Below are 19,507 nucleotides of genomic sequence, written 5' to 3'. Positions count from 1 at the left end.
GGGGCGGCAAATCGTTGTCGCACATACGGTCAGAGCAGCGTGAGTAGCCCAGCAGCGGTACCGAGTATTGTCAGCAGGAGCGAGATCACGACGAGTCGCCACGAGAGTGTTATGTCGTCGTACTGACAGTGGACCTCGACGTCGTCCTTCGCGAACTCGCACTCGATCGCCTCGAAACTCCAGAAGATCCCGGTATACCCTTCGGTTTCCAGCTCCTCCCTCGCGTAGCCGGGGTGCTGGACGACGACGGACGTCTGCCGATCGGGAGCGGGTCGCAACGAGACTGGACTGCGACCCGGAGGAAGGCCGAACCAGATACCGACGTCTTCTACGGGGATGGGCGACATATCACGCACCTGTGACATGAGCGGAGCGTCCCCCCAGACGTCGTAGATGGAATAGATCCGGGTATCGATCTCCTGCCGTTTCGAGAGGACCGGAACGAAGGGACTGGCGAAGTCCGGTCGTCGATACTGTAACGTGATGAGGTGGTCCTCTCCGGCGGATATCGGTTCGTCCAGTTCCGTGTGGATTAGCGTTCCACGGTCGAACTCCCGTGTCTCGCGAACGGTCAGACGGTTGATTCGTCGATGGGTCTCCCCGTCGTAGTAGACGACCCCATCCTGCTCCTGCTCTACCGTTCCGGCCTGGTCGACGAACGTCGTGATGTACTCGACATAGTCCTCGTCGCGGTAGATGTCCGAACAATCCTGGATGCTGCCGACCTCGCCGGCGATGACGAACTCGAGGGAGTCGAGCGAGCCGCTGTTGCACCGGACGTGAAGGGTGTTTCTGACGATGGCACTCCCACTGTCAAACAACGAGCCACCGGTGAGCCACGCGGTCGTATCGAGCTCCTCGACCACGACATCGGTGTCGGGTTGACACCTCCCCTCGGCGATGACCACTACGCCCATGCGACAACAGTTCCTGCCACACTCAACATACTTTGTGCTGGATAGTATAGCTCTCTGGCATGCGCTCGACCGTCTCCTCCGAGCTACCCGATGACGTCTACCGAAGCTCCAGCGTCCGACACGTGCCCTTCGACGGGACCCTGTCAGTTGAAGACGGGGTGGGACACGAGGGCGATGTCTGCGTGTTCCGGATCGAGCGCGGCGGAACGCCGATCGACGCGATCGAGCTGGAGGACGGCGAGCAAATGCCGTTACGCCCTGGGAAGTCGGTCGTGGGCTGTCTGGGGACGAGACCCGCTGTCAAAGAGCTCCACGGAGGGGTCCCGGAAGGCGGAATCAGCTCCGAGGAGACCGGGCTGTCCCTGCTGATCGAGAGCGGGTTGATCGGGGAGGTCTGGTCTGCGATCCCCTCCTTCGCGCCGACCCGGGTGTCGATCGTCGGGTTCCTGATGGCTGACGGCGAAGCGGTCAACGTTACCGACCACCCACGCCTCACACCGACCTCCGGTCCGGAGCCGGGGAACGTCCCGACGGCCCTGTTCTGCGGGACCTCGATGGAATCGGGCAAGACGAGCGCTGTCGAGGCAGGTGTCGACGCCCTATCGGCCTCCCTGGAGGTCGGGGCGGGCAAACTCACGGGGACGGTCATGCGCCGGGATCTACTGCGTTTCGAGGCCGCGGGAGCGGCGGCCACATCCGACTTCTCCGATGTCGGGGTCTCCTGCACGACCGAGCGGGAGGAATCGATACGGTGCGCTGAAACCGTACTCGGCCACCTGCGAGGAAAGGAGACCGACGTCGTTCTGGCGGAACTCGGTGGGGGCATCCTGACGTATGGGCCCCGACACGTGCTGGAATCCAGTCTGATGGAGGACATCGACGTACTGGTGTTCTCGGCGGCCGATGAATGCGGGGCGGTCGGGGGTGTGGACCTGCTGCAGGAACGGTACGGGCTCGAGCCCGACATGATCGTCGGGCCGGTGTGTGACACCGAGCTATCGAGACGGCTCGTGACCGACGAGGTCGGCGTCGAGACCTTCTCCGTCGCCGAGAGTCGCGGGCGATCGACGTTCGAGACTGCGCTGGAGCGGTTGCTCGAGGTCCCCGGCTCGGCGTAACCTCCGTTCAGGCCCTGTTGGCTACCGGATCGGCCCGGCCGGTCGAGTCCGGTGGACAGGGTGGGGCCTCCCTCGGTCACCGTGCCATCGCCGGCCTGTTCCAGGGGTCCCGGCCCTCGGTGCGTCCGTGTCGTCGCGACGGGTTCCGCCGGGAAGCGATCCGGACGGAACGCTCGATTAGCCGTGCCCGCGACCGCAGAACGCCCGGAAGAGAACTGCGTGACTGGATCGCGGTGGCGGGGAGTCGAGCCGTCGCTCCGCCGGTTCGCAGGCGTTTCTGACGCAGGACCGACGGAATTAAGCCCTCAGGGTGGTAACGTATGACGTGGGCAGCCGTGACACCGGCTTCTCTCCCCCCCAACCGGCTGCCCGTTCTCCCGTCCGAGAGCTGCTCGGCCGGTGAGCGGTCGTCACGTCGGTCGCGGGAGTCGTCCGAGATCCGGTCACCGCTGGTATCAGATGCTGGGTGTCGTCGGCCCCGGTGCCGCAGTTCACGGCGTCCAGAACCGTCGCTCTCGATGGCGAAGGTACCGGAAGCATCCATCTCCCCGGAGGGGTGTAGCGCCGTGTGGGCGACGCCTCCCCGACCGCGCGCGGCCTCGGATGCTACGATGCGGGCTCCCGCGCCCGATGTGGGGTCAGAGGCGGACGGGTATCCCGCACCCTGGGATGTGGCCTGGTACCTAATAAACACGGGGACCACTTGTCTTTCAACTGGAGATAGCAACCCCGTCGCTCGGGTGCCGACCATCAGGTGTCGTGTGCCGGTGGTCCTGTCGCCCCGTAGAGGGCTGTGGCGCGCCGCTTTTGACCCGTGAGTCCCTACTCCGGTCCATGGCCGATTGCGTCGTCTGTGGCCGGGAGACGTCCGTCACGGCCGCCTGTCCCCACTGCGGACGGCCGGTCTGTGCGGCCCACCGGCCGACCGACGCACACGACTGCCCCGGGCTCGACGCCGAGCGGACGGGCGGCTGGATCATCGACCTCGACGGTCCCGCGAGGGAGCCGATCCGCGAGGGCGGTACCACAGCGGGTACAGCCCGCGAGGACAGCACCACAGCGGGCACAGCCCGCGAGGACCCGGGCTGGCGCGAGCTCCTGACGCCATCCCGGAGCGGCGCGTACATGGCTGCTGGAAGCCTGCTCGTGGTCCTGGTCGCGGCGCTGCTGGTCGTGTTCGCGGCCCCCGGGCCGGGCGCGGCCGCCGGGGACGGCCTCAACGAGACCCGCGTCGAGCACCTCGTCGCCGAGGAGGTGAACGAGCGCCGGGCCGCGAACGGCCTCGACCCGCTCGACTACGACGCCGACTTGGCCGCCGTGGCCGCCTTCCACTCCCGGGATATGCACGACCGGGACTACTTCGCCCACGAGGGGCCGGACGGCGAGACGGTCTCGGATCGCTACAGCCGCTTCGGCATCGACTGCAACGGCGGCGAGAACATCTACCTGACCCGTGGCGGCGGCCTGGCGGCGACCGAGCGGACCCTCGCCGACCACGTCGTCCGCGAGTGGATGAACTCCGAGGGCCACCGCGAGGCCATCCTGAAGGAGCGCTTCACCCGCCAGGGTATCGGCATCGTCATCGTCGATGGGTCGGTGTACGCGACACAGAACTTCTGCTAGACGCCCGTTTCCTGTCGGTGTGGTTGATATACGCGAAAATTTTAGTATATCTCATGAATGGCGTCTATCTCCTATCCATTCGGTGCTTTCGGTTACCACCTGCGAGGGCTTCGGGGTGGTCCGGTCTCCCGAGGTCGGGGGCGACGGTTGCTCCCCGTCCATCGGGTCCGGCTGTGGCTGACAGGGTGGTCTAGAACCTGAAGTTCCGGTCCAGGATCGCGAAATCGCAGTCCAGTTCGTCCACGCGCTCGAACGTCGGTCGCGACACGAACCGCGACGCGGTCGAGCGGTCCGAGGACGAGCCGATGATGACGAGGTCGTAGCTCGCGGAGACGCGGGTGAGGAACTCGACGATGTCGTCGCGGGCGACCCGCGTCTCGACGCCGCCGTCGGCGGTCTCGGCCAGGTTGCCCAGCATCCGCTCCGCGTCGGCCCGCTCGCGCTCGCTTCCGATGCACTTGCAGACCGACACGCGGCCGACGTCGCCGGCGAGCCGGGTGGCGAAGTCGATCATCTTGTGGGCCACGTCGCCGGCGCGGCGGACCGGGACCAGCACGTCACGCCACTCGCCACCGGACGGGTCCTCGGGGTCGGCACAGCGATGGACCAGGGTGTCCGTGTCGCTGTGGAACAGTTCGTGGATGTGCGGCGCCAGCCGGTCGCCATCGGTCTCGTAGGGGGTGACGATGAGGTCGCAGTTCGTGTCGTGGGCCGCCTGCACGATGGCGCGCCCCGGCGTCTCGGGGGTTGTCTCGGCGACCAGCACCTCCGCGGGGACCCCGTAGGTCGTCTCGATGTCGGCCGCGCGCGATTCGAGGTCCATCGCCGAGGCGGCGGTCGCGAGCTGCTCGGCCAGCGCGTCACCGGCACCGTCGGCGACCGCCCCGTCGACGGTCGCCTCGTCGGGCGAGGTGTCGTCCGCGCCCGCGGCCGTGACCGTCCGTCCACCCGCTGTCGCGTCGCGCTCGCCCGTCGCCCCGTCGTCGTCGAGGACGGCGATGCGGTCGTCCGGGGCGTCCGTCTCGGGTGCGTCGGCCGCGGCGGCGAACGCCTCGGGGTCGAGCAGTCCCAGCAGTACGACCTTCGCGCCCTCGTGGGCGGCGGCGATGCGCGCGCCGAGGCGGGCGGTCTCGCCCGGGTGTGCGCCGCGAACGGGCACGAGGACGCGGTCGTCGCCGCGGGTCGAGGTGTAGAGGTAGCGCGCCCGCCGGTCGAAGAAGCGCTCGCGCCACAGGAGGAAGACACCGGCGACGAGGAGGCTGGAGGTGGCGACGCTCACGACGTACGTCAGGCGGTCGGTCCCCGTCACCAGCACCAGCAGCGCCGTCGAGAACGCCGACGGCTCCTCGAGGTCCAGCGCCCAGGTTCCAGCCCCCGCCAGGAACACCGCCAGTGCGGCGCTCGTGGGCGTGACCTGCAGTCCGTCGACGGTCGTGTGCTGGAACGCGGCGGCGACGTTGACCGCGACCAGCCCGGCGACCGCGCCGAAGGTGATCCCGCCGACGAACCGCCGTGGCGAGGCGAACGCCCCGTCCGGGTCGTAGAACAGTGTGTACGTCCCCGAGGCCAGCGGCGGGAACAGGAGGAAGGAGATCTGCTGGAGCTCGCCCGACAGGAACGTGACCGCCCCCATCAACAGCGGGACGAACAGCAGCGCCGACAGGTGGATGAGGTTGTTCGTGTGCTCCAGCCACGCGCGGAACCCCCGGATCTCGCGCCGTTCCAGCCGCCGCAGACGGCGCCACGCCGACCGGAGCCGCCCCGGGAGGTCGTCCTGCATGGCTGGGGACGTGCGGTTCGCCGCAGTAAACCGTTCCGCCGACGTCTGCCACGCGTCAGCGGGCGTATCGGTGTGCGCCGTAGATGCCGGCTGCGGCCGCGAGCGGGATCAGCACCGACGCGACCGAGGGGATGGCGTACAGCACCGCGACCAGCGGCGCCAGCAGCCCCGACGGCGGCGTCCGGGTGATGGTCTCGCCGTCGAGGACGAACTGCGGCGGGATGGAGGCGATGATGCCGAGATAGAGCGACACCAGGAACAGGCCCCCTGACGCGGCGAGCAGCCGGTCGTAGCGGGGGTCGCTCCCCGACCGCCGGTGTCGTCGCGCGACCAGCAGGACCGGCGCCAGCACCGGCCCGACGACGAACAGCCCGATCAGCAGGAAGAACGCCCGCGAGAAGGTGAACGTCCCGCCCGTCCCCGAGAGGGTGTTGAACACCTGTACGACGAGCGCGAGGCCGAAGAACAGGGCGAGCAGGCCGCCGAGCAGGCCCCCGACGACGACGTACAGCTTGCACAGGCGCGAGTCGGTCCGCCGGAAGGCGTACGGGAACGCCCCGAACAGCCCGGAGTAGGCGTCGTCGTCGGGTGCGCCGGCGTCGCCTGCTGCCGTCGCGGCCGTCGCCGCCTCCGAGTCGGTCATCGTCCGCCGGTAGGGCCGGCAGGTCGAAAAGCACCCCGGTATCGGCGGCCGTGGGCGCGTCGGTAGCCCACGCCGAAGGGGAAACCCCTTGCCGACCGACCGCGACCCCCCGCGCATGACCAGCGTCAAGGAGTTCGTCATCGAGGAGGCCGCGACGCCCGATGCCGTCGGCCGCGGCCGGTTCGCCTTCACCGACGACTACTCCGTCTTCGACTGGGGGAAGATGCCCGACCCCATCCCCGGCAAGGGGGCCTCGCTCTGTGCGATGGGCGCCGCCAACTTCGAACTGCTCGAGGCCGAGGGCGTCCCGACCCACTACCGCGGGGTCGTCAGCGGGGCGTCGAAGACGCCCCGGGCGAACGGCGAAGCCGTGAGCAGCGACGGCGAGGTCGTCGCGCTCGATGAGGCCGCCGACCCCCCGCGCGAGATGGCAATCGACCTCTCCCGTGTGCCGGACCTCCCGCACGAGGGTCGCACCTACGACTACGACGCGTTCCACGCAGAGGCCGGCGAGAACTACGTCGTCCCGCTGGAGATCGTCTTCCGGAACACCGTCCCGGTCGGCTCCTCGCTCCGGGGACGCGCCGACCCCGCCGACTTCGGCCTCGACATCGACGACTGGCCCGAGGAGGCCGTCGATCTGCCCGAGGCCGTGGTCGAGTTCTCGACGAAGTTCGAGGAGTCCGACCGCTACCTCTCGCAGGACGAAGCCGACCGCATCGCCGGCGCCGCCGACATCGAGGAGCTGGAGGAGACCGCCCGCACGGTCAACCGCCTCGTCACCGAGCGCGCCGCCGACGCGGGGCTGAAACACGAGGACGGCAAGATCGAGTGCATCTACGTCGACGGCGAGGTCCGCGTCGCCGACGTGGTCGGCACGTTCGACGAGAACCGCTTCTCCTACGACGGCCAGCAGGTCTCGAAGGAGGTCGTCCGCCAGTACCACAGGCGCGAACAGCCCGAGTGGGTCGCGGCCGTCGACGAGGCCAAAGCACGCGCGAAGGCCGAGGACGTGGCCGACTGGCGCGACCTCTGCGAGCGCGACCCCGAGCCGCTCCCCGAGAATGTCGTGCAGGCGATGAGCGACCTGTACTGCGGCGGCGCGAACGCCTACCTCGGTCGGGACCTGTTCGACGCGCCCTCGCTGGCCGAGGCGGTCGAGCGCGTGCGGGACCTGTAGCGGCGGGTCGGCGGTCGCGGGTCAGCGGTGGTCGTCTATCCACCGGCACCAGGCGTCGAAGTCGTCGGCGCCGCACTGGTCGGCGATGTTCCGCAGGGTCCCTTCCCTGATTCGGTCGTGCATCGGGACCGAGACGAGGCGTACCTCGTCGGTTTCGGGATGCTCGTATCGGAGTCGGACGTGGCTCCCCGTGCGGCCGACTGGTCTGAAGTCGTGCTTCCGGAGGACCGCTATCAGGTCCCGCCCGGAGAAGTCGGTCGGCCGACTCACTGCATGAACTCGGGGAGGTCCTTCGTCTCCTCGACATCGTCCGGGTCGATGCCCACCTCGCGGAGGAAGGCTTCCTCGTCCTCGATGGGGTCTCCGCCCCCTTCGTGCAACGCCACCGCCTCGTCGAGGTTCTCCAGCGCCGCCTCCCGTGTCTCGCCCTGACTGGCGACACCCGTCGCCTCGTCGATGGCCGTCCACCAGCCGTCCTCGTTCTCGACGAGGCGGATCTCGCGCCCGGTGCTCATACGCCGGCTAGCGCGGGTTCGTATTTGAATCCTCGTCCGCGCCGGGCCTCAGTCGTCCTCGGAGGGTGACCCGCTCGGCACGTCCACGTCCACGTCGTACTCCAGCCCGGCGCCGTCGCGGGGCTCGCTGGGCCGGAGCGCGTCGGCCTCGTCCGGCAGCCCGAGCTGGTACTGCGAGCGGTCCACGTCGTCGCGGAACTCCGTCCGGCCGTGGTAGACCGACACCGCGTCGTCCAGATGCAGGCGGACGGCCTCGACGAGGGCCGCGGCCTCGAGCGGCTGTCCGCGGCGTTCGAGCTCCTCGACCTCGGCCCCGGCCGGCGCGTCGAAGACACGCTGGGTGATGATGGGCCCCTGGTCGAGGTCCGTCGTGACGTAGTGCGCGGTGACGCCGGCGACCCGGACGCCCTCCTCGCGGGCCTGCCGGTAGGCCTCCGCGCCGGGGAACGACGGGAGCAGCGAGGGGTGGACGTTGATGATGCGGCTCTCGTAGCGGAAGACGACGTTCGGGCTGAGGATGCGCATGTAGCGCGCCAGCACCACGAGGTCCACCTCGTACTCCCCCAGGAGGTCGAGGAGGCGGTTCTCGTCGGGGACACCCTTCTCGTCACCGATGTCGTGGAAATCGACGCCGCGCTCGGCCGCGAGCGGTTCGAGGTCGTCGTGGTTGCCGATGACCACGCTGATCTCGGCGTCGAGTTCGCCCTCCTCGCGGGCCTGGAACAGCGCCTCCAGGCAGTGGGACTCCTTCGTCACGAGGACGGCGATGCGGTCGGTCTGGCGGTCGCTCGGGAACCGGACCTGGATGTCGACGCCGAGTTCGCCGCTCAGCTCGTCGAGGTCGTCCCGGAGCGTCTCGTCCTTGACGACCATCTCCGAGGTGTCGACGTGGAGCGTCATCCGGAAGACACCGTCCCGGACCGCCTGGTCGAGATCCTCGATGTTGATGCCGCGCTCGAACAGCAGCGACGTGACGCGGGCGATGAGCCCCTTCTTGTCGTCGCCAACGACGACGATCTCCGTGTAGTGGCGGGTCACGCGACCACCTCGGCGGGCGTGGGGCAACTCATACCCGTCCACAGCCGCCGCGCCGGCAAAAGCACCCCGCTATCGGTGCGGCGGAAGACGCCGGAGCCGGGGAGCCGGCCCACGGCGCGGCAGAACAGGGCGACGGCCTACGCCGTGAAGTCGTTACAGACCGGGATGCCCATCGTCCCGTAGTCGGTCATCGCCTCCAGCCGGTCGGGGATCTGGTGGATGTCGATGGTCTCCTCGACGAGCGCGGTCGGGTCGAGCTTGCCCGTCTCGATCATCGACAGCATCTCCGAGTACTTCGAGGGCTGCAGCCCCAGCGAGCCGACGAACTCGATCTCCTTCGCGACGAACTCGTCGGTCGGCAGCGGCACCATCCCCTCCTCCTCGGAGGTCGTGAGGCCGATCTGGACGTGGCGGCCGCCCTTGCCGAGCGAGCGGACGGCGTTCTGGCACGTCGTCGCGATGCCGAGCGCGTCGACGGAGACGTCCGCGCCGCCGTCGGTCATGTCCCGGACCTCCTTCGCGGGGTCGTCGATCTCTCTGGCGTTGACCGTCGCGACGGCGCCCAGCTCCTCGGCCTTCGCGAGTTTCTCGTCCATCAGGTCGACGCCGATGACGTTCGCGCCGAGCGCGTTGGCGATCTGGACGGCCGAGAGGCCGATGCCCCCCAGGCCGTGGACGACGACGTCCTCGCCGTTGCCCACGTCGCCCTGGTGGGCCATCCCGTGGTAGGATGTCATGAAGCGACAGCCGATGCCGGCCGCCGTCTCCGTGTCGATGCCGTCCGGGAGCGGGACGGCGTTGATGTCGGCGGTCGGGATGTGGACCTCCTCGGCGAACGCGCCGGGCGCCTCGTTCATGAAGCCGAGGCCGATGTGGTTCTCGCAGATGTTCTCGTGGCCGTTCCGGCAGAGGTCGCACTTCCCGCACGCGAAGTTGAACGGGATCGCGATCTTGTCGCCCTCCCGGAAGCGCTCCACCTCCTCGCCGACCTTCACGACGGTCCCTGTCGGTTCGTGGCCCAGCACGTGTGGCGGGTCCGGGCGGTAGTTGAACCAGTCCCAGTCGCCCTGCCAGCAGTGCCAGTCACTGCGACAGACCCCACAGCCGTCGACCCGGGCCACGAGCCCGTCGACATCCGGCTCCGGTCGGTCGACCTCCGTCACGTCGAGCGGTTCCTTGAACGCCTCCAGTACCACTGCCTGCATGGACATGGTATCTGGAACCCACGGGATGAGATGTGTTAACTCGGTTGTCGATTCTCGTTCGTCGAGATTCCCGTCACGCGGGCTCGCTCCCCGGTCTGTCAAACGGCGGGGCCGCCCCGCACAACAGAACCGTTTTGTCCGGCCGCCACCGCCCCTCGGACATGACCGCCTACACCGCCGTCGTGACGGTCCGGCTCAAGCACGGCGTGCTGGATCCGGAGGCCGAACGCACCCAGGAGGCGCTCGAACGACTCGGGTTCGAGCTGGCCGACCTCCGCTCGGCCGACCGCTTCGAGGTGGACCTCGACGCCGAGGACGCCGACGCGGCGGCCGACCGCGCGGAGGAGATGGCCGAGCGACTGCTCGCCAACCCCACCATCCACGACTACACCGTGGAGGTCGACCAGCGGTGACGGTCGCAGGCACGATGACGTCGACGCCCGACGCCCACCCGAGGTGGTCGCTGTGACCGTCGCCTCGATGATGACGTCGACGCCCGACGCCCACCCGAGGTGGTCGCTGTGACCGTCGCCGTCATCCGCTTCGGCGGCTCGAACTGCGACCGCGACGCCGTCCGCGCCCTCGAACACCTGGGCGTCGAGGCCGACATCGTCTGGCACGAGGACGGCCTCCCGGCCGACCCCTCGGGCGTCGTCATCCCCGGCGGGTTCTCCTACGGTGACTACCTCCGGGCCGGCGCGATGGCCGCGCGCTCGCCCATCATGGCGGAGGTCCGCGAGGTCGCCGACGAGGGAACGCCCGTCCTCGGAGTCTGCAACGGCGCGCAGATCGGCTCCGAGTCCGGCCTCACCCCCGGCGCGTTCACGACCAACCGGAGCGCCCGCTTCCAGTGCGAGCACGTCCACTGCCGCGTCGAGCGCGCGGACACGCCGTTCACGAGCGTCTTCGACGAGGGCGACGTCATCCGCCTGCCCATCGCCCACGGCGAGGGCCGCTTCGAGATCGCCGACGACCGCTACGACGACCTGGTCGCGGAGAACCGGGTCCTGTTCCGCTACTGCGACGCCGACGGCGAGGTCACCGACGCGGCGAACCCCAACGGCTCGAAGGGGAACGTCGCGGGCGTCCTGGGCGAGCGCGAGTCCGTCGCCGTCCTGATGCCCCACCCGGAGCGCGCGACGCTCCCCGACCTGCACGCCGGGACCGACGGCCAGGGCCTCCTGCGGGCGTTCGCGTAATATAGTCAATATCCATATCTAAATCTCTGCTCATCTATAATATACTACGTTTTAGTTACGAAATTCCAGAAGAATCCGATAGCGTCGCGGTCGACTGAACGGTCGCCGGTTACGGCTCGGCTTCTCCGTCCTCGTCGTCGTCCGCGGCCCTGGCTTCGGTGCTCTCGCCGTCCGCTCCCTCGGCCAGTTCCTCGTCGGCGGCCGCGATCTCCTGCTCGTCGGCCTCGGCGATGCGGGCGGCGAAGTTCTCCACGCCGGCGCCCCCGCCGAGCGCGGACTGGGCGAGCAGGTGGCCGCCGATGACGGCCGGCGAGACGACCGTGTCGGCGCCGGCGCGCTTGAGCTTCTTCTCGTTCTGTCGCTCGGTCGCCGCGGCGACGATGTTCAGCTTGGGGTTGAGCTCCCGGGCCGTGAGAATCGCGAGGGCGTCCTGGGCGTCGTCGTCGGTGGCGGCCACGAGCGCGCGGGCCCGCTCGATGCCGACCTTCCGGAGCGGCTCCTCGTCGGAGGGATCCGCGACGACGACCTCGATGTCGCGGTTCCGGAGGCGTCGGGCCTTCTCCTCGTTGCGGGTGATGACGATGAAGTCGACCCGGCCCAGTTCCTCGAGTATCGGTTCCGTCATGTCGCTGAACCCGACCACGATGACGTGGTCGTCCAGCAGTTCCAGTCGTGATTCGTTCATGGTTCCCAGTGCCTCGGCGAGACGGGCCTCGATGGCCGGTGTCAGCAGCGTCCCCAGCGCGACCGCGAACGATGCCGTCCCGATGACGAGGGCGCTCATGGCGAACAACTTCGCGGTTTCGGTCTCGGGTGTCACGTCGCCGTAGCCCACCGTGGATGCGGTGACAAGGGCGAAGTAGAAGGCATCGGTCAGCGAATCGACGCCGCTGAAGCCGTCCTGCAGGGCGAACGCGCCCGCCGTCCCGTACACCTGCGCCCCGATGATGGCCGCCAGCGCCGCCAGCTGCGTCGTTGCGAGGTCGAACTCCCGGTCGAACGCGCGGAAGTTGATGAGCAGACCGAGCAGCGACAGCACGGAGAGCGCGACCAGCGGCGTCGCCACGGGGATGGTCCGGCCGGCGACCGCGACCCCGGTGGACCCGACGAGTCCCTGGAACGCCGTCACGGGGAGGAGGACGACCGCGATGCCCCAGGCGACACGGACCCCCCGGCGGAGGCCGGCGGTGGTGGCGAGCAGGATGAACCCCGTGAGCGCGCCGGTGAACCCGAACGCCTGCTCGACGGACTGCGGGACGTACGCCGAGAGCAGTCCGGACGTCTCCGTGCCACCGATGTTGATGATACCGGTGACGATAGAGAGGAGGGCGACGACGGTGACGAGGCCGATAGCCGCACGGACCCGGAACAGCCCCCGGCTCGCACGCCGGACGGACCGCCCAGCGTCCTCGAGTTCGTCGTCGACCCCGCTCATGGGGATGGCCTCACTCTCGGCCGACAAAACTACCGCGGTCCCGGATGCGAGAGCGGTCCCGGAGACGGGAGTGGTTCCGACGCGCCCTCCGGTACTCGTTTAACGGGCCCCACCGTCAGGGCGCGCATGGCTCCGCTCCCCGTCGAGGTCGTCCTCGGCATCTATCTGGGGGTGCTCACCGGCATCATCCCGGCCCTGGTCGCCTGGGGGCTCGGCTTCATCTTCAAGTACGTCACGGGGGTCTCCATCCCCGGGTTCGGTGTGGTCGTCCTCGCGCTCGCCATCGCGGGCGTCAACGGCGGCCTCCTCGCGCTCACCGACCAGACCGTCACCGACCGGGCCACCGGCCCGGTGGTCGTCGTCGCCATCCTCGTCGTCCTGATGATGTCGCTGTACGCCCACGCGAAGGGTGACGCGATGGGCGCGGCGTTCCCGAGGCGAGTCTCCCTGCAGAAGCTCCGCGAACAGACGCTCTCGGCCGACGTGGTGGAACTCGTCGGCGGCCGTGGACAGGTCCGCGTCAAGGTGGTCGGCGAGGTGGCCGACATGGAGGGCTACCCGCCGCTCCCGGACGACATCCGCGCCGAGATCCGGGACGGGGACTGGACCTTCCCCGCCGACCTCCCGATCGGCGAACTCGAATCGCGGTTCGCCGACCGCCTCCGGACGGAGTTCGACTGCGCCGAGGTGACCGTCCGCCTCGACGAGCGCGGCCAGGCGACCGTTGCGGCCGCACCGCCGCTGGCCGGCCTCTCGAAGCGCGTCCCCGATGGACACCGAGCCGTCTCCGTCGACGCCCTGCTCCCGACCGGCCTCGCACGTGGCGACCGCGTCACCGTCCGCACCGACGGCGGCGCCGTCGACGGGACCGTCCTCAGCGCGAAGACCGGAACGCCGCCGGCACCGGCCCGGATGCCGGAGCCACCCGAATCGGCACCCGGCGCCAATGGCGACCTCTCGGCCCCGGCCGACCGCGATGAACGGGACGGCGACGCCCGGACGGACGGTGGAACGGCCACCGACGCCACCGAGGCCCCACCACCACGGGCGCCGACGACCACCGGCGGCGACGGCCGGCTGACGGTCGCGGTCCCGCGAGGGGACGCGGACACCCTCCTGCGAGCGGACCGCGGGCGCGTGGTGGTTCGGTCACGGGGGCGTCGCCGCGAGTTCGAACTCCTCTCGCTCCTCCGTCGCGCCGGCAAGCGCGTCCGGCGGCTGACGCTCCGTTCCGGTGGCGCCCTCGACGGGGCGAGCATCGGGAACGCCAGCGTCCGCGAGACGTACGGCGTGGCGGTGCTCGCGGTCCGGACGGGCGAGGGCTGGGCGTTCGCGCCCTCCGGGGAGACCGCGCTCGCCGCCGGCGACGAACTGTTCGCCATCGGGACACGCGAGTCACTGGACGCGTTCGCGGAGGCCGTCGCATGACCGGGCTCGCCGCGTTCGACGCCCTGCTCCAGTCGACGGGCGGGATGGGCTCGGTGCTGGGGATTCCGGTGCGCTCGCTCGTCAACGCCGCCGGCCTCGCGGTGCTTGCCCTCGTGCTCGGTGGCGCCATCGGCCTCGTCCACCGCTGGTACGCCGCCCAGACGGTCCCCGAGGGGCTCTCCGTGCTGGTGGGACTGAGCGGCGTGGCGCTCTCGCTCAACACCGACTTCGCGCTCGCACAGGTCATCGACGACAAGACCGCGGTGCTGGCGCTCGAGACGGCCGTCTTCAACGTCAGCGTCTTCCTCGCTGCGGGGGTCGCGGCGGCGGCCGGGGGGCGTGCCGGCGACCGCCTCGGCGCGGGCGCGTTCGCACTGACGGGCGCCGACCGTGTCGAGGGCGAGGTCTCGAAGGTCGTCCGGGCGGTCGGGCGCGTCGTCACCGTCGACCTCCCGGAGGACGTGAGCGATATCGAGGGGTACGACCCGGTTCCACCCGAAGCGAAGGCCGAGTTCGCGGGCGCGACCCTCGTCTTCCCCCGCCGCCTGACCGTCGCGGAGCTCCGCAAGCGACTCATCGAGCGCCTCAAGACCGACTACGGCGTCGGGCAGGTCGACGTCGAACTCGACGAGAACGGAGTGGTGTCGTACCTCGCGGTCGGCTCCCGTGAATCCGGTATCGGCCCGTCACTCCCGACCGGGACCGCCGCGATCCCCGTCCGCGCGGACCCGGCCCACGCCGCCCGGGCCGGCGACGTGGTGCAGGTGTTCCGGCCGGCCGACGGCGACGGCGCCCCGAAGCGCGTGGCCACGGCCGAGGTCCGGGGAAGCGCCGGCGACACGGTGACGCTGGCCGTCGACGAGGAGGAGACCGAGGCGTTCGACGACACGACGCGCTACCGACTCGTGACGCTCCCGACGAGTCCCCGGGCGGACCGCGAGTTCGCCTCGCTGTTGCGGGCGGCGGAGGAGACCATGGGCGTCGCCACCGTCGCCGATGGGAGTCCGCTCGTGGGGGTGAGTCTCGGCGGCCTGGCGGTGTCGGTGGCGGCCGTCCGACCCGCCGAGGGAACCGTCGAGGCGATCCCCTCGCGGACCCGGACGCTCGCCGCCGGCGACACGCTGTACGCCGTCGCACGGCCGGCACTCCTCCGACGCCTGGAGGCCGCCGCCCGCGGCGACGCCGGTGCGGCGGCGCCACTGGCGGATGCCCCGACCGCGGACGACGACGACTGATCCCGCCAGCCGGGCGTGCCTCGCGCCCCTCGCTGGGGCCGGAACCGACCGCTCCGGGAGCGGGCCCCGGTGGGTCGCAGGCGTCGCGGTGCGGGTCGATTCCACCGTCCTGGACTCCTCGCCTACTCCCACGGCGGGTCGACCAGCTCCCGCATCGACCCCAGTTCGAAGTGCGGCCGGGTCCCCGGTCGGCCGGTCGCGTCCCGCTCGTCCGGGTGTCGGAGCCACGCCGCCCGCATCCCGGCCGCGTCGGCCCCCAGCACGTCGTCGCGCCCGTCGCCGACGTGGACCGTCGCGGGCGCCGCGCTCCCGAGGGCGTCCAGCGCGTCGAGGAACGGCGCGGGATCCGGCTTCGCGAGCGTGTCGTACCCGGCGTGGACCACCGTCTCGAAGCGGTCGGTGAGCCCGAGCGCGTCGAGTTTGGGTGCCTGGATCTCGGGCGCGCCGTTCGTCACGACGGCGAGCGGGTAGCGCTCGGCGAGCGCCGTGACGGCCTCGCGGGCGCCCGGCACTGGGTCGACCGCGCGGTGGTCGCGCCGGTTCGTGTGGGCCGCCGCGACCCGGCGGCCAACAGCGCGGTCGTGGCCCCGCTCCTCCGCGAGGTCCGCGAAACACGCCTCCCGCAGCTCGGCCTTCGTCTCCGTCCGGGGCACGTAACGGAACATCCGGTCGCGGTACTCGTCGGCGGTGAAGAACGGGTCGACGCCGACCTCGGCGAACGCCTCGGCCAGCAGCTCCGCGGTCGAGCGCCGGTACTCGCACAGCGTCCGGTCGATGTCCAGCGTGACCGCCTCCACTGCCGTCATCCGGAGGCGGGTTCGGCCTGCCCCGGATTAAACGACTCGGCGCGGTGGGGGACCGCTTCTCCGAGGGTCCGCGCTCACTCCCATGGCGGGGCCGCCAGCTCGGCCATCCCGTCGACGGTGAAGTGGGGCCGGTGGTCGCCGGGGCCGCCCGGCTGGCGGAGCCACACCGACCGGCAGCCCGCGTTGTGCGCGCCGGCCACGTCGCTCGAGAGGGAGTTACCGACGTGGACCGCGCGCTCGGGGCGGCCATCGAGGGCCGCTAGCGCCTCGTGGAACGGGTCGGGGGCGGGTTTGGCGGGGGCGTCGTAGCCCGCGTGGACGACCGTCTCGAAGCGGTCGGCGAACGGGAGCGCCGAGAGCTTCCGTCGCTGCATCCCGGGCGCGCCGTTCGTGACGACGCCGACGCGGTGGCGCTCGGCGAGGGTCTCGACGGCCTCGCGGGCGCCCGGGAGCGGCCGGACGTTCGTGTGGTCGCGCTCGGCGGCGAACGCGCGGGCGATGTCGCGGCCGAGGTCGGGGTCGCGCCCGCGGTCCGCGGCGATGGCGGCGAAGCACCGCTCGCGGAGGTCTCGCACGTCGTCGCTCTCGTCGGTGAACTCGCCGTAGCGCGCCTCGTACTCGGCCTGCCCGAAGAACGGCTCCACCCCGACCGCCTCGCACGCGATCTCGATGAGGTCGCCCGGCGAGCGCCGGTACTCGCAGAGGGTGTCGTCGAGGTCGAACAGGACTGTCTCTACCGGATCGGCGGGCATCGCCTGTGGGATGGGGCTCGGCGGATATAGACCATGGGGATGGGGATCGACCCCGTCAGGGGCGAAGTGAGAAGGCTTATTCGCCGCCGTTTCCGACCCGTGGCCATGGTAGATTCCGCGCACGTGGGGGTGAGCGTCGGTGGCTGAGGCCGACGCGACCGGGAAGCTCCCGTTCGACCTCCCCGACGTGGACTACGAGCGGTACACGAACCGGCAGCTCATCGCCATCCCGCTGGTCGTGCTGATTCTCGCCCTCGCCGTCATCGGCGCGTTCTTCGCGCTGACCGGGGCGCCGGTCCGCCCGGGACTGGCGTTCACCGGCGGGACCGAGCTCCAGGTCACGACGGGCGATACGACTGCCCAGATCGAGTCGACGTTCGGGTCCGCGGGCTACGACGTGGAGTCGGTACAGCCGATCCGCTCGCAGGAGAACTCCTTCATCGTCACGTTCCAGTCGACGAACACCGACGGCATCCAGAACGCGGCCGAAGGGGCCGGCTACGACGTGAACTCGATACAGGGTCGGTCGGCCTCGTTCGGGGCCCAGAGCCAGACCCAGGCCCTCCTCGGCGTGGGCATCGCCTTCGGCGGCATGGCGGTGCTGGTGTTCGCGCTGTTCCGCACGTTCGTTCCCTCCGTCGCCGTCGTCGCGTCGGCCTTCTCCGACATCGTCATCCCGGTCGCGCTGATGAACCTCTTCGGGATGGAGCTGACGCTGGGGACCGTCGCGGCGCTGCTGATGCTCATCGGGTACTCCGTCGACTCCGACCTGCTGTTGAACAACCACGTCCTCCGGCGGTCGGGTGGCTTCTACGAATCGACCTACCGGGCGATGCGGACCGGGGTGACGATGACGCTCACCTCCATCGCCGCGATGACCGTGATGTCCATCACCGCCTTCCTGTTCGGCATCCCGCTGCTGCCGGCGGTGGGGACGGTGCTCGTCTTCGGGCTGACGGCCGACCTGATGAACACCTACATGCTCAACGTCACGCTGCTGCGCTACTACAAGTACGAGGGGGTGGCGAAATGAACATCGACCCCCGCGAGAACTGGCGGATCTTCCTGCTGATCGTCCTGCTGCTCGTGAGCACGGTCGCGGTGTTCGTCCCGCTCGGGGGCGCCGACACGGACGGCCCGACGAACCTCCAGTACGGGCTCGAACTCTCGGGTGGGACCCGTGTGCGGGCGCCGCTGGTCGGGATGACCGCCGAGGTGGACGTCCCCGACGGCGAGTCGCGTGAACTGGCCGCGACCCTGTCGAACCAGCTGAACGTCTCGCGGACGGACGTCAACGTCCGGGATGTCCGGAACGGGCAGGACACCGTGGAGGTGTTCGCCAACGAGGACAACGGCGGCGTGACCCGGCAGGAGTTCGCGGCGGCGCTGAACGCGGCCGGGGTCGAGGTCTCGACGGACGACATCCGCGATGGTGTGACCCAGGAGACCCGGCAGACGGCGGTGAACGTGCTGTCGAGCAAGATCAACAACGTCGGGCTCTCGGGCGGGACGGTTTCGACGACGACCACGCCGACGGGCGAGACGTTCGTGCTCGTGGAGGTGCCGAACGCGAACCGGTCGGAGGTGCTGGAGCTGATCACCTCGCGGGGTCGGGTGGAGCTGGTCGCGCACTTCCCCCAGCAGCGCCAGAACCAGAGCGGCAACGGCACCCGGACCGTCTACCGCGACGTCTCGCTCCTGACGCAGGAGGACTTCTCGACCAGCAACTTCCAGGCCCAGCCCGCCAGCGAGGGCCAGCCCGCACAGGTTCCGGTCGCGCTGCGGGACGAGCCCGCACGGAACTTCTCGAACGCGATGCAGACGTTCGGCTTCACCGACGAGGGGATCAGCAACTGCGGCTACCAGCCCAGTTCCGGGGCCGACCCGGACACCTTCCCCGGCTACTGTCTGTACACGGTCCGTGACGGCGAGGTCGTCTACGGGGCATCGATGAGCCCCGGCCTCGCCCGGACCATCCGCTCGGGCGACTTCGTGCGCGACCCGACGTTCGTCATCACGGCGAACAACTTCAGCGAGGCCCAGCAGCTGGCCATCGACCTGCAGGCGGGTGCGCTGCCGACGACGCTCGACATCCAGGGCGAGGGGACGACCTACTTCCTGGAGCCGTCGCTGGCCAACGAGTTCAAGCTGTTCTCCCTCATCACCGCCATCATCGCCGTCCTCGCGGTCGCGGGCGTCGTCTTCATCCGCTACCGTGAGCCCGGTGTGGCGGCGCCGATGGTGCTGACGGCGGGCGCGGAGGTGTTCCTGCTGATGGGCTTCGCGTCGGCCGTCGGGCTGGCGCTGGACCTGTCGCACATCGCGGGGTTCATCGCGGTCATCGGGACGGGGGTGGACGACCTCATCATCATCGCGGACGAGATCCTCCAGTCGGGTGAGGTCAACACCTCGCGGGTGTTCGAGTCGCGGTTCCGCAAGGCGTTCTGGGTCATCGGCGCAGCGGCGGCGACGACGATCATCGCGATGTCGCCGCTGGCGGTGCTGTCGCTGGGTGACCTGCAGGGCTTCGCCATCGTCACCATCGTCGGTGTGCTGCTCGGTGTGCTCGTCACCCGCCCGGCGTACGGTGACATCCTCCGGACCATCGTGCTGGAGGACGCCTGAACGCGGTT

At 70.0% G+C, this 19,507-nt stretch carries 19 protein-coding genes; 9 read left to right on the top strand and 10 right to left on the bottom strand.

From position 1 onward, the window contains the following. Positions 1–29: 29 nt before the first annotated feature. Positions 30–917 (bottom strand): hypothetical protein, encoded by an 888-nt coding sequence (locus P2T62_RS19315; RefSeq protein ID WP_276258649.1) that lies wholly within the window; start codon positions 915–917, stop codon positions 30–32. Between the two features lie 59 nt (positions 918–976). Between P2T62_RS19315 and P2T62_RS19310 the strand changes: the two genes are divergently transcribed. Then, positions 977–2,035 carry a hypothetical protein gene (locus P2T62_RS19310; protein ID WP_276258648.1) on the top strand — a complete coding sequence of 353 codons (1,059 nt, stop codon included), beginning with the start codon at positions 977–979 and terminating at the stop codon, positions 2,033–2,035. An 834-nt stretch (positions 2,036–2,869) separates the two neighbouring features. Then, a complete protein-coding gene (locus P2T62_RS19305) occupies positions 2,870–3,658 on the top strand; it encodes a CAP domain-containing protein (RefSeq protein ID WP_276258647.1) in 789 nt (262 codons plus the stop codon). Between the two features lie 190 nt (positions 3,659–3,848). Here the strand turns inward: P2T62_RS19305 and P2T62_RS19300 are convergent, their stop codons facing one another. Both P2T62_RS19300 and P2T62_RS19295 read right to left on the bottom strand, forming a co-directional pair. Then, entirely contained in the window at positions 3,849–5,438 is a 1,590-nt protein-coding gene (locus tag P2T62_RS19300) for an HPP family protein (RefSeq protein WP_276258646.1), read from the bottom strand. 55 nt (positions 5,439–5,493) lie between these two features. Continuing rightward, positions 5,494–6,081, bottom strand: coding sequence for a DUF8056 family protein (locus P2T62_RS19295; RefSeq protein WP_276258645.1), 588 nt, complete (start codon positions 6,079–6,081; stop codon positions 5,494–5,496). A gap of 115 nt (positions 6,082–6,196) precedes the next feature. Between P2T62_RS19295 and P2T62_RS19290 the strand changes: the two genes are divergently transcribed. Then, positions 6,197–7,261, top strand: a complete 1,065-nt coding sequence (locus P2T62_RS19290) for a phosphoribosylaminoimidazolesuccinocarboxamide synthase (RefSeq protein WP_276258644.1) — start codon at positions 6,197–6,199, stop codon at positions 7,259–7,261. Positions 7,262–7,282: 21 nt separating this feature from the next. Here P2T62_RS19290 and P2T62_RS19285 read toward each other — a convergent pair whose 3' ends face one another. The 4 genes from P2T62_RS19285 to P2T62_RS19270 form a co-directional block, all read right to left on the bottom strand. Then, positions 7,283–7,531, bottom strand: a complete 249-nt coding sequence (locus tag P2T62_RS19285) for a type II toxin-antitoxin system HicA family toxin (RefSeq protein WP_276258643.1) — start codon at positions 7,529–7,531, stop codon at positions 7,283–7,285. Beyond that, a complete protein-coding gene (locus P2T62_RS19280) occupies positions 7,528–7,776 on the bottom strand; it encodes a type II toxin-antitoxin system HicB family antitoxin (RefSeq protein ID WP_276258642.1) in 249 nt (82 codons plus the stop codon). The genes P2T62_RS19285 and P2T62_RS19280 overlap by 4 nt, the downstream gene beginning before the upstream one ends. Before the next feature lie 48 nt (positions 7,777–7,824). Beyond that, complete coding sequence (locus P2T62_RS19275; RefSeq protein WP_276258641.1) at positions 7,825–8,814, bottom strand: formyltetrahydrofolate deformylase; 990 nt, start codon at positions 8,812–8,814, stop codon at positions 7,825–7,827. 137 nt (positions 8,815–8,951) lie between these two features. Next, a complete protein-coding gene (locus P2T62_RS19270; RefSeq protein WP_276261644.1) occupies positions 8,952–10,019 on the bottom strand; it encodes a zinc-dependent alcohol dehydrogenase family protein in 1,068 nt (355 codons plus the stop codon). 161 nt (positions 10,020–10,180) lie between these two features. Between P2T62_RS19270 and purS the strand changes: the two genes are divergently transcribed. Next, on the top strand, positions 10,181–10,432 hold the full coding sequence (gene purS, locus P2T62_RS19265; RefSeq protein WP_276258640.1) for a phosphoribosylformylglycinamidine synthase subunit PurS: 252 nt from the start codon (positions 10,181–10,183) through the stop codon (positions 10,430–10,432). A 108-nt stretch (positions 10,433–10,540) separates the two neighbouring features. Then, positions 10,541–11,218, top strand: a complete 678-nt coding sequence (purQ, locus tag P2T62_RS19260) for a phosphoribosylformylglycinamidine synthase I (protein ID WP_276258639.1) — start codon at positions 10,541–10,543, stop codon at positions 11,216–11,218. A 109-nt stretch (positions 11,219–11,327) separates the two neighbouring features. Here purQ and P2T62_RS19255 read toward each other — a convergent pair whose 3' ends face one another. Continuing rightward, the gene (locus P2T62_RS19255; protein ID WP_276258638.1) at positions 11,328–12,653 is read right to left on the bottom strand and encodes an NAD-binding protein; all 1,326 of its coding nucleotides are present in this window, start codon (positions 12,651–12,653) and stop codon (positions 11,328–11,330) included. Between the two features lie 126 nt (positions 12,654–12,779). Here P2T62_RS19255 and P2T62_RS19250 point away from each other — a divergent pair, with 126 nt between their 5' ends. Together P2T62_RS19250 and P2T62_RS19245 are read left to right on the top strand one after the other, a co-directional pair. Then, on the top strand, positions 12,780–14,081 hold the full coding sequence (locus tag P2T62_RS19250) for a potassium channel family protein (RefSeq protein ID WP_276258637.1): 1,302 nt from the start codon (positions 12,780–12,782) through the stop codon (positions 14,079–14,081). After that, the gene (locus P2T62_RS19245; RefSeq protein WP_276258636.1) at positions 14,078–15,316 is read left to right on the top strand and encodes a TrkA C-terminal domain-containing protein; all 1,239 of its coding nucleotides are present in this window, start codon (positions 14,078–14,080) and stop codon (positions 15,314–15,316) included. Before P2T62_RS19250 ends, P2T62_RS19245 begins: the two co-directional genes overlap by 4 nt. Positions 15,317–15,438: 122 nt before the next feature. Here the strand turns inward: P2T62_RS19245 and P2T62_RS19240 are convergent, their stop codons facing one another. Both P2T62_RS19240 and P2T62_RS19235 read right to left on the bottom strand, forming a co-directional pair. Beyond that, positions 15,439–16,122 (bottom strand): HAD family hydrolase, encoded by a 684-nt coding sequence (locus tag P2T62_RS19240; protein WP_276258635.1) that lies wholly within the window; start codon positions 16,120–16,122, stop codon positions 15,439–15,441. 74 nt (positions 16,123–16,196) lie between these two features. Next, on the bottom strand, positions 16,197–16,874 hold the full coding sequence (locus tag P2T62_RS19235) for an HAD family hydrolase (RefSeq protein WP_276258634.1): 678 nt from the start codon (positions 16,872–16,874) through the stop codon (positions 16,197–16,199). A gap of 139 nt (positions 16,875–17,013) precedes the next feature. On the opposite strand from P2T62_RS19235, the gene secF reads away from it, so the two are divergent. Beyond that, positions 17,014–17,907, top strand: coding sequence for a protein translocase subunit SecF (gene secF, locus P2T62_RS19230; RefSeq protein WP_276258633.1), 894 nt, complete (start codon positions 17,014–17,016; stop codon positions 17,905–17,907). Continuing rightward, entirely contained in the window at positions 17,904–19,499 is a 1,596-nt protein-coding gene (locus P2T62_RS19225) for a preprotein translocase subunit SecD (RefSeq protein WP_276258632.1), read from the top strand. Before secF ends, P2T62_RS19225 begins: the two co-directional genes overlap by 4 nt. Positions 19,500–19,507: the final 8 nt, after the last annotated feature.

Source organism: Haloglomus litoreum (genome assembly GCF_029338515.1).
GTDB classification, from domain to species: Archaea; Halobacteriota; Halobacteria; order Halobacteriales; family Haloarculaceae; genus Haloglomus; species Haloglomus litoreum.
This window is presented reverse-complemented; position numbering and strand designations above follow the sequence as displayed.